The 14,659-nt window shown below is 72.9% G+C and carries 14 protein-coding genes; 5 read left to right on the forward strand and 9 right to left on the reverse strand.

Annotated elements, in window-relative coordinates; genetic code table 11:
• Positions 1 to 956: NsdA family TPR-like regulatory protein (locus VIU94_RS13180; protein WP_331910942.1), on the forward strand; the 956-nt coding region annotated here is incomplete at its 5' end.
• A gap of 40 nt (positions 957 to 996) precedes the next feature.
• Here VIU94_RS13180 and VIU94_RS13185 read toward each other — a convergent pair.
• The 3 genes from VIU94_RS13185 to VIU94_RS13195 form a co-directional block, all read right to left on the reverse strand.
• Complete coding sequence (locus VIU94_RS13185) at positions 997 to 2,316, reverse strand: NAD(P)/FAD-dependent oxidoreductase (RefSeq protein ID WP_331910944.1); 1,320 nt, start codon at positions 2,314 to 2,316, stop codon at positions 997 to 999.
• A gap of 196 nt (positions 2,317 to 2,512) precedes the next feature.
• On the reverse strand, positions 2,513 to 3,034 hold the full coding sequence (locus tag VIU94_RS13190; RefSeq protein WP_331910946.1) for an SMI1/KNR4 family protein: 522 nt from the start codon (positions 3,032 to 3,034) through the stop codon (positions 2,513 to 2,515).
• 10 nt (positions 3,035 to 3,044) lie between these two features.
• Positions 3,045 to 3,938: a TIGR01777 family oxidoreductase gene (locus VIU94_RS13195; RefSeq protein WP_331910948.1), complete on the reverse strand. Its 894-nt coding sequence runs from the start codon at positions 3,936 to 3,938 to the stop codon at positions 3,045 to 3,047.
• Positions 3,939 to 3,982: 44 nt separating this feature from the next.
• Here VIU94_RS13195 and VIU94_RS13200 point away from each other — a divergent pair, with 44 nt between their 5' ends.
• Positions 3,983 to 4,474, forward strand: a complete 492-nt coding sequence (locus VIU94_RS13200) for a GNAT family N-acetyltransferase (RefSeq protein WP_331910950.1) — start codon at positions 3,983 to 3,985, stop codon at positions 4,472 to 4,474.
• 52 nt (positions 4,475 to 4,526) lie between these two features.
• On the opposite strand, the gene VIU94_RS13205 is transcribed toward VIU94_RS13200, so the two are convergent.
• Positions 4,527 to 5,165, reverse strand: coding sequence for a TetR/AcrR family transcriptional regulator (locus VIU94_RS13205; protein WP_331910952.1), 639 nt, complete (start codon positions 5,163 to 5,165; stop codon positions 4,527 to 4,529).
• Positions 5,166 to 5,312: 147 nt separating this feature from the next.
• Here VIU94_RS13205 and VIU94_RS13210 point away from each other — a divergent pair, with 147 nt between their 5' ends.
• Positions 5,313 to 6,098, forward strand: coding sequence for an SDR family NAD(P)-dependent oxidoreductase (locus VIU94_RS13210; RefSeq protein ID WP_331910954.1), 786 nt, complete (start codon positions 5,313 to 5,315; stop codon positions 6,096 to 6,098).
• On the forward strand, positions 6,098 to 6,946 hold the full coding sequence (locus VIU94_RS13215) for an SDR family NAD(P)-dependent oxidoreductase (protein ID WP_331910956.1): 849 nt from the start codon (positions 6,098 to 6,100) through the stop codon (positions 6,944 to 6,946). The genes VIU94_RS13210 and VIU94_RS13215 overlap by 1 nt, the downstream gene beginning before the upstream one ends.
• 156 nt (positions 6,947 to 7,102) lie before the next feature.
• Here the strand turns inward: VIU94_RS13215 and VIU94_RS13220 are convergent, their stop codons facing one another.
• Positions 7,103 to 7,621 (reverse strand): DUF4240 domain-containing protein, encoded by a 519-nt coding sequence (locus VIU94_RS13220; protein ID WP_331910968.1) that lies wholly within the window; start codon positions 7,619 to 7,621, stop codon positions 7,103 to 7,105.
• A 99-nt stretch (positions 7,622 to 7,720) separates the two neighbouring features.
• On the opposite strand from VIU94_RS13220, the gene VIU94_RS13225 reads away from it, so the two are divergent.
• Positions 7,721 to 8,704 (forward strand): SDR family oxidoreductase, encoded by a 984-nt coding sequence (locus tag VIU94_RS13225; protein WP_331910958.1) that lies wholly within the window; start codon positions 7,721 to 7,723, stop codon positions 8,702 to 8,704.
• A 14-nt stretch (positions 8,705 to 8,718) separates the two neighbouring features.
• Here VIU94_RS13225 and VIU94_RS13230 read toward each other — a convergent pair whose 3' ends face one another.
• The 4 genes from VIU94_RS13230 to sucB form a co-directional block, all read right to left on the reverse strand.
• On the reverse strand, positions 8,719 to 9,681 hold the full coding sequence (locus VIU94_RS13230) for a helix-turn-helix transcriptional regulator (RefSeq protein WP_331910960.1): 963 nt from the start codon (positions 9,679 to 9,681) through the stop codon (positions 8,719 to 8,721).
• Between the two features lie 169 nt (positions 9,682 to 9,850).
• Positions 9,851 to 12,547, reverse strand: coding sequence for a pyruvate dehydrogenase (acetyl-transferring), homodimeric type (gene aceE, locus VIU94_RS13235; protein WP_331910962.1), 2,697 nt, complete (start codon positions 12,545 to 12,547; stop codon positions 9,851 to 9,853).
• A 278-nt stretch (positions 12,548 to 12,825) separates the two neighbouring features.
• Positions 12,826 to 13,449 (reverse strand): GntR family transcriptional regulator, encoded by a 624-nt coding sequence (locus tag VIU94_RS13240; RefSeq protein ID WP_331910964.1) that lies wholly within the window; start codon positions 13,447 to 13,449, stop codon positions 12,826 to 12,828.
• A gap of 166 nt (positions 13,450 to 13,615) precedes the next feature.
• The coding region (sucB, locus tag VIU94_RS13245; protein ID WP_331910966.1) for a 2-oxoglutarate dehydrogenase, E2 component, dihydrolipoamide succinyltransferase at positions 13,616 to 14,659 on the reverse strand (1,044 nt) is incomplete at its 5' end.

Consider the following 14,659-nt stretch of genomic DNA (forward strand, 5'->3'; position numbering starts at 1 on the left):
CGCAGGGCCGTCACTCGGTGCCCCGCCAGCGCGGCACCGACCGGGGCCCCGGCCAGCGGGTCTCCGCCGGCGACATCTCCGCCCTGCGCTCCGTCGGCGAACTGTTCCGCACCCTCGACCACGCCTACGGCGGCGGCCACGCCCGCCAGGCTCTGGTCCGCTACCTGGAGCACGAGGCCGAGCCGATGCTGCGCGGCACGTACGGCGAGGCCGTCGGCCGCCGGCTGTTCGCCGCCGCCGCCGACCTGACCCGGCTGGCCGGCTGGACCTCGTACGACATCGCCGCGCACGGCCTGGCGCAGCGGTACTTCGTCCAGGCGCTGCGGCTCTCCCAGGCCGCGGGGGACCGGGCCTACGGCTCGTACGTGCTGATCACCATGAGCCGGCAGGCGGTCTACCTCGGCCACGGGCGCGAGGCCGTGCAGCTGGCCCGGGTCGCCCAGCAGGGCGTCGGCGCCTCCGCGCCCCCGGTCGTGCAGGCGCTGCTGCACTCCGTGGAGGCGCGCGGGCACGGCGTCCTGGGCGAGGTACGGGCGTGCAGCGCGGCCCTGGCCCGGGCCGAGCGCGCCCTGGAGGCGGCCCGGCCCGGCGACGAGGTGCCGTACTGGGCGCGGGCCTTCGACGAGGCGCAGCTCGCCGACGAGTTCGGCCACTGCCACCGCGACCTCCAGCAGTACCGGGCCGCCGCCCAGCACGCCGAGCGCTCCCTCCAGCTGCGCGCCCCCGGCTTCGCCCGCAGCCGCCTGTTCTGCCGCGTCGTCCTCGCCTCCGCCCGGCTGGGCCTCGGCGAACTCGATCAGGCGTGCGCCCTGGGCGCGGAGGCGGCCCAGCAGGCCTCCGAGATGCGTTCGGCGCGGGCCCTGGAGTACGTACGCGACTTCGAGCGCCGCCTGGAGCCCTACCGAGACGCGGCCGCCGCCCGGACGTACCGCGACCGCGTCGCGGCGATCGGCTAGGTCGCCGCGACCCATCCGACCCTGATCCGCCGGACAGGCCCTAGGCGGCCAGCGGGGCCTCCTCCCCGGAACGCTGCTCCTCCCGGATGCCGAAGTCCGTCAGCAGGGCGCGGGCGGCGCGGCGGGCCGAGGCGAGGGCGGCCTGCGGGGTGCCGGTGGTGCGGTGGTCGCCGCAGACGTAGAGGCCGGACAGGATCCGCACCGTGCGCTGCGGGTCGTGCGGTGCCGGCATCGCCGGGATCGCCTCCGGGTCGTGGTGCAGGCCCAGCAGCTCCCAGTCGTCCGTCGAGCAGGCGTAGAGCGTCGCCAGGTGCTTGCGGACCCTGCGCTCCAGGTCGTCCGGCGGCGGGCCCAGGACGGTGGAGCTGACCAGCACCCGGCCGGCCGGGGCGCGCGCCGGGTCCACCGCGCTCATCACGGCCGAGTGGGCGACCGGACCGCCCGGGTCGGACTCCAGGAACAGCGCCGGCTCGCCGAACGGGGGCGGGGCGGGCGCGGTGTGGTGCAGCACCGTGACCGTGCGGAAGTCCGGGACGCGCAGCCCCGGCAGCAGCTCAGCCGCCGCCCGGCCGCCCGTGGCCAGCACCACCGCGCGGCAGTGGAGGACGCCGTGCTCGGCGGTCGTCACGCGGCTGATCGACATGTCCGTGACGCGCACGCCGGTCCGCACCGTGCCCGGCGGCAGGTCGGCCGCCAGCAGCTCCGGGATCGTCGCCGCGCCGCCCTCCGGCACGCAGAGCCCGCCCCGGGCGAAGGCGCGCAGCGCGAGATCGGCGCACCGGCTGGAGGTGCTCAGATCGGGGTCGCCGAGCAGCGCGGCGAGCAGCGGCCGCAGGAAGCCCTGCACGGTACGGGCGGGCAGCCGGGCGTTCAGCGCGTCGAGCGCGGTCCGCTCGGGGCGGGCGAGCAGCCGGGGGACCGGGGTGGCCGCGAGCCGCGCGAGGGCCGCCCCGAGGCGGGCCTGGTCCAGCGACCGGGGGGCGCTCGCAAGGGCGCGCGCCACGGCTCGCGCTCCCCCTACGCCCCAGAGGGCGTGGTGGGCGCCCACATGGGGCGGTTCCAGCGTCCTGACGTACCGCCCGTCGTGGTGGACCAGGACCCCCGACGAGAACGGTCGCAGCGTCAGGCCGGCCAGGCCCGGCGTGCCGAGCAGCTCCGGCGCGGACGCGCCGAGCAACTGCCCGACCCGGTCGAGCCGGAAGCCGTCCACGATTTCGGTGTCCATCCGCCCGCCCGTCCGAGGCGAGGCCTCCAGAACGGTGACGGTCAGTCCGGCCCCGGTCAGCCGGTGGGCCACGGACAGGCCCGCTATCCCGGCTCCGACGACGACGACGTCCGTGGTGCGTGCGCTACTGAGCACGTGCCCCTCCCCAGGTCGGCGCGACTGGTGGGAGGCTCATGCCCCCAACAGCCCGACGGAATGCCCGAGTTCGGTTGGATCTCGGGCATCGAGCCTAGGGAGCGGGCGACGAAAGCGACCCCCGCGCATCCGGGGGAACCGGAGCACGGGGGTCGCACAGGCGCCGCACAGGAGCACGGTGCGACGGCTGTCCGGATCAGGGAAGGAACTCGTAGGACGGTCCGTCAGGCGCGAAGTTGCGCGAGCACAATGTCACGTCCCTCCCCTTGAGATAGGCCAGCAGCCAGTCGCTGAACGTCATCTCGTAGAGAGTCCAGGCCGGACTGTCCATTTCCTGGACCACCACGCGCCAGGGCGACGAGGGGTCGTCGGGAATGCGAAGGAATACCGCCTCGCCCGTCGTGGCCGTCGCCACCGGCATCAATTCACCGGCGTTCGGCCCCACCGGACTGGGGAGAAACTCCGCCATGTCCTCCTCGCGCCAGAGCTCGACATCCCCCCTGATCATCGTTCCCAGATCGTGCAGAAGATGGCCGGCGGGATGCTTCAGGTACAACTGCGCGTTGATCTGGATCGAGCCGTAGGCATCGACGATCTCACGGAAGTCCGCAGGGAATTCGATGCCGAGTTCCCGCTCCAGTTCGATCCATGGCGCCGGGTCCGACCAGTTGAACCGGGGTTCGCCCAACAGGGCTCGTATCTCTGAAAGCGCTGCCACTGCCAAGCCCCTATGCGGCGCGGATCGACTCGTCGATCGTCGGGAATGCGAAGGTGAAGCCGGACTCCAACAGGCGGGTCGGGAGGACGCGTTGGCTGCCCAGGACGTCGGCGGAGAAGTCGCCCAGGGCCAGGCGGAGGGCGGCCGCAGGGACCGGGAAGAGGGTCGGGCGGCGCAGGACGCGGCCCATCGCGGCGGTGACCTCGCGGTTGGTGACCGGGTCCGGGGCGGTCAGGTTCACCGGGCCGGACAGGCTCTCCGTGTCGAGGATGTGGCGCAGCGCGGCGATCTCGTCGTGCAGCGAGATGAAGCTCCAGTACTGGCTGCCGTCGCCCATCCGGCCCCCGAGCCCCGCCTTGAAGACCGGGAACAGCCGCCCCCAGGCCCCGCCCTCGCGCGCCACCACGAGGCCGGTGCGGGCGTACGCGACGCGGATCCCGGCCTCCTCGGCCGGGGCCGCCGCGGCCTCCCACTCCACGCACACCGACGCCAGGAAGCCCTCGCCCGCCGGGGCGCTCTCGTCCACCGCGCGCGCCCCGGTGTCGCCGTAGTACCCCTGCGCCGTCCCGCACACCAGGACCCGCGGGGGCTCCGCCAGCGAGGCCAGCGCCTGCGCGATCGCGGTCGTCCCGAGCACTCGGCTGTCCCGGATCTCCTTCTTGTACGCCTCGGTCCAGCGCCGCTCGCCGACGCCCGCCCCCGCCAGATGCACGACCGCCTCGCAGCCGACCAGGCCGGCGGCGTCCACGTACAGCCGACTCGGATCCCACTCCACCTCGTCCGCCGCCCGGGCGGGGTGCCGTACCAGGCGCACGACGTCGTGTCCGTCGGCACGCAGGGAGCGCACCAGAGCCGTGCCGATGAGTCCGGACGCGCCGGTGATCGCGATTCGTGAACGCTGCATGGGTCCATCCTGCCCCGCCCGCCCCACGTGGCACAGTGTCGAGCATGCACACGCCGCTGATACGGACCGCCCGCCTCGCCGACCAGGCCGCTCTCGGAGAGCTGGACCGGGCGGTCTGGTCGCCGCTGCACGCGGTGCAGCCTGCGCCGCAGCCGCCCTACGACCCCTTCTTCGACTCCAACCACCGGCCCGATCACTACCTCGTCGCCGAGGGGGAGCAGGGGGCGGTCGACGGCTATCTGCGGCTCGCCCGGCCCACCCCGCTCGCCTGCAACGCCCACGTCCGCCAGATCCAGGGCCTCGCCGTGGCCGAGTCGGCCCGCGGCCGAGGCGTCGGCCGGGCGCTGCTTCGCGCGTCGTTCGACGAGGCGCGGCGACAGGGCGCGACCCGGATCACCCTGCGCGTCCTCGGCCACAACGCGCCCGCCCGCGCGTTGTACGAGGCCGAGGGCTTCGCCCTCGAGGGCGTCCTGCCGGGGGAGTTCCTGCTGGAGGGCGCGTACGTCGACGACGTGCTGATGGGACGGGCGCTCTAGCCGGCTCTCGTCGACTCTGGGGCCTGTCCGGCGGATCAGGGTCGGACAGGCCCTAGTCGGGGTTCTTGCTCAACGGCCGCATCCCGCCCATCAGTTCGCGCAGGCAGCGCACGGCCAGCTCGGCCGGCGCCCCCTCGCCCCGTACCGGAGCGTCCGTCTCCGCCCAGGCCTCCAGGGCCACCCGGATCGCGTCGGTGGCCGCCGCGGCGGCCAGGCGCACCTCCAGCGGGTCCGCGTCCGGGCCCGCCAGCTCGGCGACCACGGCCAGCAGCCTGTCCTCCGACTCCTGGTTGACCCGGAACCAGACCGCCCGCAGCGCCGGGTCCTCGGCCGCCGCCCGCAGGAGTCCGCGGGTCCAGCGCAGGCCCTCCGCCGCCGCCTCGTCCGCCGCGCCGAGCGCCTCCGCGATCGAGCGCTCCAGCGCCTCCGGCACGGTCGCGCCCGGCCCCATGGCCGCCAGGGACTCCCGCCAGCGGTCCGCGCCGCCCGCGAGCAGCGGCGCGACGGCGTCCTGCTTGGAGCGGAAGTAGCGGTAGAAGGTGCGCAGGGCGACCCCGGCCCGCTGCGCGATGTCCTCGGCCGTGGTGCCGTCGGGTCCGCGTTCGGTGAAGAGCTCGGCCGCCGCGCGGGCGATGTCGAGCTGGGTCGCGGCCTTGCGGCGCTCGGTGAGAGAGGGGGGTTTGGTGCTCACCGGACGAAGCCTACGCCCGGTCTCCAGGGCCATGCCGAAGATGCATTTCATGCAGGCATGGCAAAACGTGCCACCCTGGCGTACGGTGTGCTCCGTACCGAGACAGCGGGTACCCACACACGCGACAGCGAGAGGTCGGACAGGGACATGAACCGCTACGAAGGTCGCCGCGCACTGATCACCGGCGGCGGTTCCGGCATCGGCCAGGCCACCGTGCTGCGCCTGCTGGCGGAGGGCGGCTCCGTCGTCGCCGGCGACGTCAGCGAGGCCGGGCTCAAGGACACCGTCGCCAAGGCCGGCGACGCCGCCGACCGCCTGACCACGCTCGTCGTGGACATCGCCGACGAGTCCTCCGTGCGCGCGGGCGTCGCCGCCGCCGTCGAGGCCCTCGGCGGCCTGGACGTACTGGTCAACGCGGCCGGCATCCTGCGCTCCTCGCACACCCACGAGACGGCCCTCGACGCCTTCGAGCAGGTGATCCGGATCAACCTGACCGGCACCTTCCTCGTCATCCGCGAGGCGATCCCGGCGCTGCTGGAGGGGAACGACGCCGCCGTGGTCAACTTCTCCTCCACCTCGGCGATGTTCGCCCACCCGTACATGGCCGCCTACGCGGCCAGCAAGGGCGGCGTCCAGTCCATGACCCACGCGCTCGCCGCCGAGTACGCCAAGCAGGGCATCCGGTTCACCGCCGTCCAGCCCGGCTCCATCTCCTCCGGCATGACCGACGGCAGCGGCGCCAGCAAGCAGTCGACGGGCCCCGGCCTGCCCGAGGACACCGACTGGTCCCTCTTCGCCAAGCTCGCCCCCGCCCTCGGCCAGGGCTTCGCCGGCCCGGAGACCGTCGCGGGCGTCGTCGCCATGCTGGCCTCCGAGGACGGGAAGTTCGTCACCGGCACCGAGGTCCGCGTCGACGGCGGGACGCACTTCTGATGACCGCCGCTGCGACGACCGCCGCCGAGGTCTTCGCCGGCCGCACCGCCGTCGTCACCGGGGCCTCCTCGGGCATCGGGGCCGGGCTCGCCCGGCACGCGGCCGGACTCGGCATGAAGCTGGTCCTCGCCGACATCGCCGCCGAGCGCCTGACCGCCGTCGCCGACGAGCTGCGCGCCACCGGCGCCGAGGTCGAGGCCGTCGTCACCGACGTCGCCGACCCCGCGTCCGTCGAGGCGCTCGCCGAGCGCGCGTACGCCCGCTTCGGCACCGTCGACCTGCTGGTCAACAACGCCGGGATCATGGCCATGGGCTACTCCTGGGAGATCCCGGCCGCGCGCTGGGACGCCATGCTCCGCATCAACGTCGGCGGCTGCGCCAACGGCATCCGGGCCTTCGTGCCGCGCATGCTGGAGCGCGGCGAGCGGGCCTGGGTGGTCAACGTGTCGTCCATCGGCGGACTGCTGCCCAGCCCCCTGATGGCCCCGTACAGCGCCACCAAGTTCGCGGTGCTCGCGCTCACCGAGTCGCTGCACCACGAGATGCTCATGAAGGGCGCGCCGATCCAGGTGTCCGTGGTGACGCCCGGCGCGGTGAAGAGCCAGATCTTCGCGGCGGCCCGCCCCGACGAGAGCCAGCCGCCGGAGGTCACCGGCTTCGCCGACCGGCTGCAGGCGATGAGCGACGAGCACGGGCTGACCCCCGAGGAGCACGCCGAGCGGGTCTTCACCCAGGTCGCGGCCGGGAACTACTGGGTGGTCCCGCAGCCGGAGAGCCTGCGCGCGGCGCTCCCGGCACGCGCCGAGATGATCCTCGGCCAGGTGAACCCCCCGCCCCGACAGGGCTGACAGGCCGGTACGGGCCCGGGGTGAGGACGGCCCCCGGGCCCGTGCCCACACGTCCGTACGCCCCCAGGCCCGTACCGGCCTGTCCGTACGCCGGGCCCGTGCCCCACAGGCCCGTGCCCCCTCATACCGGGACCGCTTCGGGGACCCCGCCCCCTCCTACCCCCCGAAGCGGTCCCACAACTTGGGGAAGCGCGCCGCCAGTTCCGCGTCGTCCGCGAGGTCGAAGGCGGCGCCCTCCGGCTCGGCGGCCTGCGGCGGGATCCCCAGGTCCGGGGCCTCCGCCCCGGTGAGCCGCTCGTACGCCTCGTCCGCCGCGTACCCCAGCTCCTCGCCGTCCCCGTCGATCTCCTCGTCGAAGTCGTCCAGCAGCTCCGCCAGCGCGTCCGGATCGTGCACCGCGCCCTCGAACACCTCCCGGCCCTGGCCGATCAGCCAGCAGCGGAAGTAGTCGAAGGAGTCGTCGCCCGCCCCGTCGAGCAGCACCGACGCGGCGCCCCACAGATCCCAGCGGTACGCGCGGTTGTACCGGGCCTCGAAGTGACGGGCGAAGTCGAGCACCGCGTCCGGATCGAGCTCCAGGAGCCGCTCGACGAGCAGGTCGGCATGCTCCTCCGGATCGCCCTCCGAGGCCTCCCGGGTGGAGTCGATCATCTCCCAGAACTCCGTCTCGTCCATCACGGGAACCAGCATCGGGCCTGGGACAGGGCGACGCACCCGGAGCGACCGAAATGAAACCGGACAGAAGATGTCGCCTTTCCCTGCCAATCTCGTTTCATGACGACGCGGAAGACGACGGACACGACGACGCACACGACGACGGACACGACGACGGAGCAGACGACCGGGACTAAGCCGCTCGGCGGCAGGATCGCCCTGGTCGCGGGCGCGACGCGGGGCGCGGGGCGGGCCATCGCCGTGGCGCTGGGCGCGGCCGGGGCCACGGTGTACGTGACGGGGCGCACCACGCGCCAGAAGGTCAGCGAGGTCGGGCGGACGACCGAGACCATCGAGGAGACGGCCGAGCTGGTCACGGCGGCGGGCGGCGAGGGCATCGCCGTGCCCACCGACCATCTGGAGATCGACCAGGTCAGGGCGCTGGTCGAACGGATCGACCGGGAGCAGGGCCGGCTCGACGTCCTGGTCAACGACGTGTGGGGCGGCGAGCACCTGCTCACGTTCGGCCAGAAGTTCTGGGAGACCGACCTCGACGGCGGCCTGCGCATGCTGGAACTCGGCGTGAAGACGCACGCCATCACCTCGCGGCTCGCGGTGCCGCTGCTCGTCCGGCGCCCCGGCGGCCTGGTCGTCGAGGTCACCGACGGCACGGCCGAGTACAACGACACCCGCTTCCGCGAGAACCTCTTCTACGACCTGGCCAAGAACGCCCCGATCCGGATGGCCTTCGGCCTCGCGAAGGACCTGAAGGCCGTCGGGTGCGCGGCCGTCGCGCTCACGCCCGGCTGGATGCGCTCCGAGCAGATGCTGGAGGCCTTCGGGGTGACGGAGGAGAACTGGCGCGACGCGACGGAGAAAGTCCCGGGCTTCGCGGTCGCCGAGTCCCCGATGTACGTCGGCCGCGCGGTCGCCGCCCTCGCGGCGGACCCGGACCGCGCCCGCTGGAACGGGCAGTCGCTGTCCAGCGGACAGCTCGCCGAGGTGTACGGCTTCACCGACGCGGACGGCTCGCAGCCGGACGCGTGGGGCTTCCTGATCGCCCAGGAGACGGACGAGAACGTCTCGGCGGACGACTACCGGTAGAGCGCCGCCAGACGCTACCGGTAGAGCTCCGCGAGGCCCCGGGCCGCCTCCGTGAAGCGGGCGCGGAGGGTGTCCGGGGCCAGGACCTCCGCCTCCGGGCCGAGCGCGAGCAGTTGCGAGAAGGCGACCTCCTCGCCCTCCACCAGGAGCGTCGCCGTCACCCGGCCGTCCGCGTCCCGCGATCCCGCCGCCAGCGCCTCCTCGGCGGCCGCCCGGTCCGTCACGTACGGCAGCCGCCGCGCGCCGGCCTCGGAGAGCCGCAGCACCACCTCGGCCCGGAGGATCGAGCGCGCGAACTGGGCCGCCCGCTCGGCCCAGAAGGCCGGCAGGTCGAACTCCGGGTCGCGTACGAAGCGTTCCCGGCCCACCTCGACGTCGGTGAACCGGTCCACGCGGTACGTCCGCCACGACGCGCCCGCCCGGGCGCACACGTACCAGACCCCCGCCTTGAGCACGAGCCCGTACGGCTCGAGGTCCCGCGCCACCTCGCCGTCCGGCCGCCGGTAGCGGGCCGAGACCGGCCGGTCGTCCCAGACCGCCTCGGCGATCGCCGACAGCGCCTGGGGGGTCTCCGGTTCCTGGTACCAGCCGGGCGCGTCCAGGTGGAAGCGCTGCGCGGCCGAACGGGGCGCGTCCTTCAGCGAGGGCGAGAGCGCGGCGGAGAGCTTCAGCCGGGCCGTCGAGGCGGTGTCCTCCAGGCCCATGTCGCGCAGCGCGCCGGGCAGTCCGGCCAGGAACAGCGCCTCGGCCTCGTCGCGCGCGAGGCCGGTGAGCCGGGTGCGGTACCCGCCGATCAGCCGGTACCCGCCGGCCCGACCCCGGTCCGCATACACCGGAACCCCCGCCTCCGAGAGGGCGAGGGCATCACGGGTGATGGTCCGCTCCGACACCTCCAGCTCGGAGGCGAGCTCGGCCGCCGTCATCGAGGGACGCGACTGGAGCAGAAGGACCATCTTGATCAGCCGGGCGGCACGCATGACTCCATCATGCGTGCCGCCCCCTTTTTTTGAGGCTCGGTTCGCCTCCGGGGCGCTCCAGCGGGTGTCGACGGTCGACCGTGCTCGACGGCTCGTTCCTAGCCGCCTCCGCGCGCTCTCCCTCACGACACCCGCCGCGCCCCTTCGGCTCACTCGCCGACCGCTCTGGTCAGAGGCCGTAGCGCTCGCGCGCCTCCTTCACGGCCGCGGCCGGGACCTCGCCGCGGCGGGCCAGCTGGGCGAGGGCCGCTACGACGATGGACTGGGCGTCCACGCCGAAGTGGCGGCGGGCCGCATCACGGGTGTCCGACAGACCGAAGCCGTCGGCGCCCAGCGAGGACCAGTCCTGCTCGACCCACTGCGCGATCTGGTCCGGGACCTGGCGCATGTAGTCCGAGACCGCCAGGACCGGGGACTCCACGCCCTCCAGTGCCTTGCGGACGTACGGCACCCGCTCCTCGCCGCGCAGCAGCGCCGCGTCGGCCTCCAGCGCGTCGCGCCGCAGCTCGGTCCACGAGGTCGCCGACCACACGTCGGCGCCGACGCCCCACTCCTCGGCGAGCAGCTTCTGGGCCTGCAGGGCCCAGTGGATCGCCGTGCCGGAGGAGAGCAGCTGGATGCGCGAGGCGTTCGCCGGGAGCTCCAGGCCGGCCGACTCGGCGGTGTTGAAGCGGTACAGGCCCTTGATGATGCCCTCGTCGACCCCGGCCGGCTTGGCCGGCTGCGGCATCGGCTCGTTGTAGACGGTGAGGTAGTAGAAGACGTTCTGGTCCTCGCCCTCGGCCGCCTCGCCGTACATCTTGCGCAGACCGTCCTTGACGATCGCCGCGACCTCGTAGGCGAACGCCGGGTCGTAGCTGAGCGCGGCCGGGTTGGTCGCCGCGATCATCGGCGAGTGGCCGTCGGCGTGCTGCAGACCCTCACCGGTCAGGGTGGTGCGGCCGGCGGTCGCGCCGACGAGGAAGCCGCGGCCGAGCTGGTCGCCGAGCTGCCACATCTGGTCGGCGGTCCGCTGCCAGCCGAACATCGAGTAGAAGATGTAGAACGGGATCATCGCCTCGCCGTGCGTCGAGTACGACGTCGAGGCGGCGATGAAGTCGGCCATCGAACCGGCTTCGGTGATCCCCTCGTTGAGGATCTGGCCGTTCTTGGCCTCCTTGTAGTACATCAGCTGGTCGCGGTCGACCGGCTCGTACGTCTGGCCCTTCGGCGAGTAGATGCCGAGCGACGGGAACAGCGACTCCATGCCGAAGGTGCGGGCCTCGTCCGGGACGATCGGGACCCAGCGCTTGCCGGTCTCCTTGTCGCGGACCAGGTCCTTGACCAGACGGACGAAGGCCATCGTGGTCGCGATCGACTGCGCGCCGGAGCCCTTGTCGAAGGCGGCGAAGGCCTTGTCGGCCGGGGCCGGCAGCGGGGCGAGCGCGTGGGTGCGGCGGGCCGGGGCCGGGCCGCCGAGGGCCGCGCGGCGCTCCTGGAGGTAACGGACCTCGGGGGAGTCGGCGCCGGGGTGGCCGTAGGGCACCTGGCCGTCGACGAACTGCGCGTCCGAGATGGGCAGCTCAAGAAGGTCACGCATGTTCTTGAACTCGTCGGTCGTCAGCTTCTTCATCTGGTGGTTCGCGTTCTTCGACGCGAAGCCCTCGCCGAGGGTGAAGCCCTTCACCGTCTGCGCCAGGATCACCGTCGGCGCGCCCTTGAACTCCAGGGCGGCCTTGTACGCGGCGTACACCTTGCGCGGCTCGTGCCCGCCGCGCGAGAGGTGGAAGCACTCCAGGATCTTGTCGTCGCTCAGCAGCTGCGCCATCGCGACGAGCGCAGGGTCCTTGCCGAAGAAGTCCTGGCGGATGTAGGCGGCGTCGCGGGTCTGGTACGTCTGGACCTGCGCGTCCGGGACCTCGCGGAGGCGGCGGACCAGGGCGCCGGTGGTGTCGAGCGCGAACAGCTCGTCCCAGGCGTTGCCCCACAGCGACTTCACGACGTTCCAGCCGGCGCCGCGGAACTGGGCCTCCAGCTCCTGCACGATCTTGAAGTTGGCGCGGACCGGGCCGTCGAGGCGCTGCAGGTTGCAGTTGATGACGAAGGTCAGGTTGTCCAGACCCTCGCGGGCCGCGAGCGCGAGGGCCGCGGTCGACTCGGGCTCGTCCATCTCGCCGTCGCCGAGGAAGGCCCACACGTGGGAGGCGGAGACGTCCTTGATGGCGCGGTTGGTCAGGTAGCGGTTGAAGCGCGCCTGGTAGATCGCGGAGAGCGGGCCCAGACCCATGGAGACGGTGGGGAACTCCCACATCCAGGGCAGGCGGCGCGGGTGCGGGTAGGAGGGCAGGCCGTTGCCGCCGGACTCCTGCCGGAAGTTGTCGAGGTGCGCCTCGTTCAGGCGGCCGTCGAGGAACGCGCGGGCGTAGATGCCGGGGGAGGCGTGGCCCTGGATGTACAGCTGGTCGCCGGACCCGTCCCCCTCCTTGCCGCGGAAGAAGTGGTTGAAGCCGGTCTCGTACAGCCAGGCCGCGGACGCGAAGGTCGCGATGTGGCCGCCGACGCCGTGCTTGGAGCCGCGGGTGACCATCGCGGCCGCGTTCCAGCGGTTCCAGGCGGTGATCCTGCGCTCCATCTCCTCGTCGCCGTCGATGCCCGGCTCGGCGGAGGTGGGGATGGTGTTGACGTAGTCGGTCTCGAGCAGCTTGGGCAGGTCGAGACCGGCGCCCTCGGCGTGCTGGAGGGTACGGCGCATCAGGTAGGCGGCCCGGTGGGGGCCGGCGGCCTTGGTGACGGCGTCCAGGGAGGCCGCCCACTCGGCGGTCTCCTCGGTGTCACGGTCCGGGAGCTGGTCGAGCTCACTCGGAATCTTGCCTACGGGATCGGTCATGATCGCCGCCTTCCGGACAGGTGGGGTAGAGATGGGGGCCTTGTCTGGCAGGACAGGGCGAAGGGCCGGGTGTGGCCCGCCGAAGACTGTAAGCCGTCGATCGATGATCGATCAAAGGGGGGAAGGGGAAAACCTGTCCAGATCTCGAAAGTCGGCACAGGGTGCCGCGAAAGAGGGCACCGGGTGCCTTGTTTTCGCAGGTGGGGAGGCGGATGAGGGGTGGGGTGCACGGATGAGCGGGCCCGCTGGGAGGCGGACCCGGTCGCGGAGCGACGACGTCAGGCCCTCGGCGCGCAGCCCAGGACGTGGGCCTTCACCAGGGCGCCGATGTCCGGGTCGCGGCGGCGGAAGGCCTCCACGAGCTCCTGGTGCTCCTCCGCGTAGGACTTCTGGACCGTGCCCAGCCAGCGGATCGACAGCGCCGTGAAGACCTCGATGCCCAGGCCCTCCCAGGTGTGCAGCAGCACCCCGTTCCCGGCCGCCTTCACCAGCTCGCGGTGGAAGGCCACGGTGTGCCGGACCTGCGCCGTCCCGTCGGCCGTCGCGTCCGCCTCGTACAGCGCCGCCACGTGCGGCTCCAGGGCCGAGCAGTCGGTGGCGAGCCGCTCCGCCGCCAGCTCGGCGGCGATCTGCTCCAGGCCCGCCCGGACGGGGTAGCTCTCCTCCAGGTCGGCCGCGGTCAGGTTCCGGACCCGGACGCCCTTGTTCGGCGCGGACTCGATCAGCCGCAGCGACTCCAGCTCGCGCAGCGCCTCGCGGACCGGGGTCTGGCTGACCTCGAGCTCGGTGGCGATCCGGCGCTCGACGATCCGCTCGCCCGGCTTCCATCGTCCGCTCACGATCCCGTCCACGATGTGCTCGCGGATCTGCTCGCGCAGCGAGTGGACGACGGGCATGGTCATGGGGCAGCTCCGTAAATGATCCGCGGCCCGAGGGCCACCTTGAAGCGCGGTGGTCGGGCGACGGGAGGGGCTTCGACTCTTAGACAATACGGCGGTGTCCCCGCCCGGAAACACATCCGGACGGGGACACCGCAGGTGAGGCTTGTTACAGCTCAGTAGCTTGCGCTCACAGGCCGAGGTCCACCTCGAACTCGCCGGCCTCCAGGATCGCCTTGACCGACGTCAGGTAGCGGGCGGCGTCGGCGCCGTCCACCAGACGGTGGTCGTAGGACAGCGCGACGTACGTCATGTCGCGGATCGCGATCGTCTCGCCCAGGTCCGGGTGGTTGATGACGACCGGACGGCGCACGGTGGCGCCGATGCCCAGGATGGCGACCTGGTTCGGGGGCACGATGATCGTGTCGAACAGCGCGCCGCGCGAACCGGTGTTGGAGATCGTGAAGGTCGCGCCGGCCAGGTCGTCCGGCGTGATCTTGCTGGCGCGGACCGCGCCCGCGAGCTCCGCGGTCTTCTTCGAGATGCCGGCGATGTTGAGGTCGCCCGCACCCTTGATGACCGGGGTCATCAGACCCTTCTCGGAGTCCACCGCGATACCGATGTTCTCGGTGTCGAAGTAGGTGATCGTGCCCTCGTCCTCGTTGATCCGGGCGTTGATGACCGGGTGGGCCTTCAGCGCCTGGGCCGCCGCCTTCACGAAGAACGGCATCGGGGACAGCTTGACGCCCTCACGGGCGGCGAAGGCGTCCTTGGCGCGGGCGCGCAGCTTCATCAGCTTGGTGATGTCGACCTCGACGACCGAGGTCAGCTGGGCCTGCCCGTGCAGCGCCTTCATCATGTTGTCGCCGATGACCTTGCGCATGCGGGTCATCTTGACCGTCTGGCCGCGCAGCGGGGAGACCTCGAGGGCCGGAGCCTTCGGCGCGGCGGCGGCGACCGGAGCGGCCGGGGCCGGGGCGGCCTTCTTGGCCTCGGCGGCCGCGAGGACGTCCTGCTTGCGGATGCGGCCGCCGACGCCCGAGCCCTTGAGGGTCGCCAGGTCGACACCGTTCTCGGTGGCGAGCTTGCGGACCAGCGGGGTCACGTACGCGCCGTCCTCGGCCGGAGCAGCGGCCGGGGCCGGGGTGACCGGAGCCGGGGCGGCCACCGGGGCGGCGGGCGCGACCGGAGCCGGAGCGGCGACGGGAGCGGCCGGGGCCACCGGGGCGGGGGC

It is taken from the genome of Streptomyces sp., assembly GCF_036566765.1.
GTDB lineage: Bacteria > Actinomycetota > Actinomycetes > Streptomycetales > Streptomycetaceae > Streptomyces.

Excerpts from the sequence above, each read along its gene's own strand:
- VIU94_RS13225 (WP_331910958.1), top strand. The coding sequence starts at position 7,721 with ATGACGACGCGGAAGACGACGGACACGACGACGCACACGACGACGGAC.
- aceE (WP_331910962.1), bottom strand. The coding sequence starts at position 12,547 with ATGACCGATCCCGTAGGCAAGATTCCGAGTGAGCTCGACCAGCTCCCG.
- VIU94_RS13200 (WP_331910950.1), top strand. The coding sequence starts at position 3,983 with ATGCACACGCCGCTGATACGGACCGCCCGCCTCGCCGACCAGGCCGCT.
- VIU94_RS13195 (WP_331910948.1), bottom strand. The coding sequence starts at position 3,938 with ATGCAGCGTTCACGAATCGCGATCACCGGCGCGTCCGGACTCATCGGC.
- VIU94_RS13220 (WP_331910968.1), bottom strand. The coding sequence starts at position 7,621 with ATGGACGAGACGGAGTTCTGGGAGATGATCGACTCCACCCGGGAGGCC.
- VIU94_RS13230 (WP_331910960.1), bottom strand. The coding sequence starts at position 9,681 with ATGCGTGCCGCCCGGCTGATCAAGATGGTCCTTCTGCTCCAGTCGCGT.
- VIU94_RS13215 (WP_331910956.1), top strand. The coding sequence starts at position 6,098 with ATGACCGCCGCTGCGACGACCGCCGCCGAGGTCTTCGCCGGCCGCACC.
- VIU94_RS13240 (WP_331910964.1), bottom strand. The coding sequence starts at position 13,449 with ATGACCATGCCCGTCGTCCACTCGCTGCGCGAGCAGATCCGCGAGCAC.
- VIU94_RS13210 (WP_331910954.1), top strand. The coding sequence starts at position 5,313 with ATGAACCGCTACGAAGGTCGCCGCGCACTGATCACCGGCGGCGGTTCC.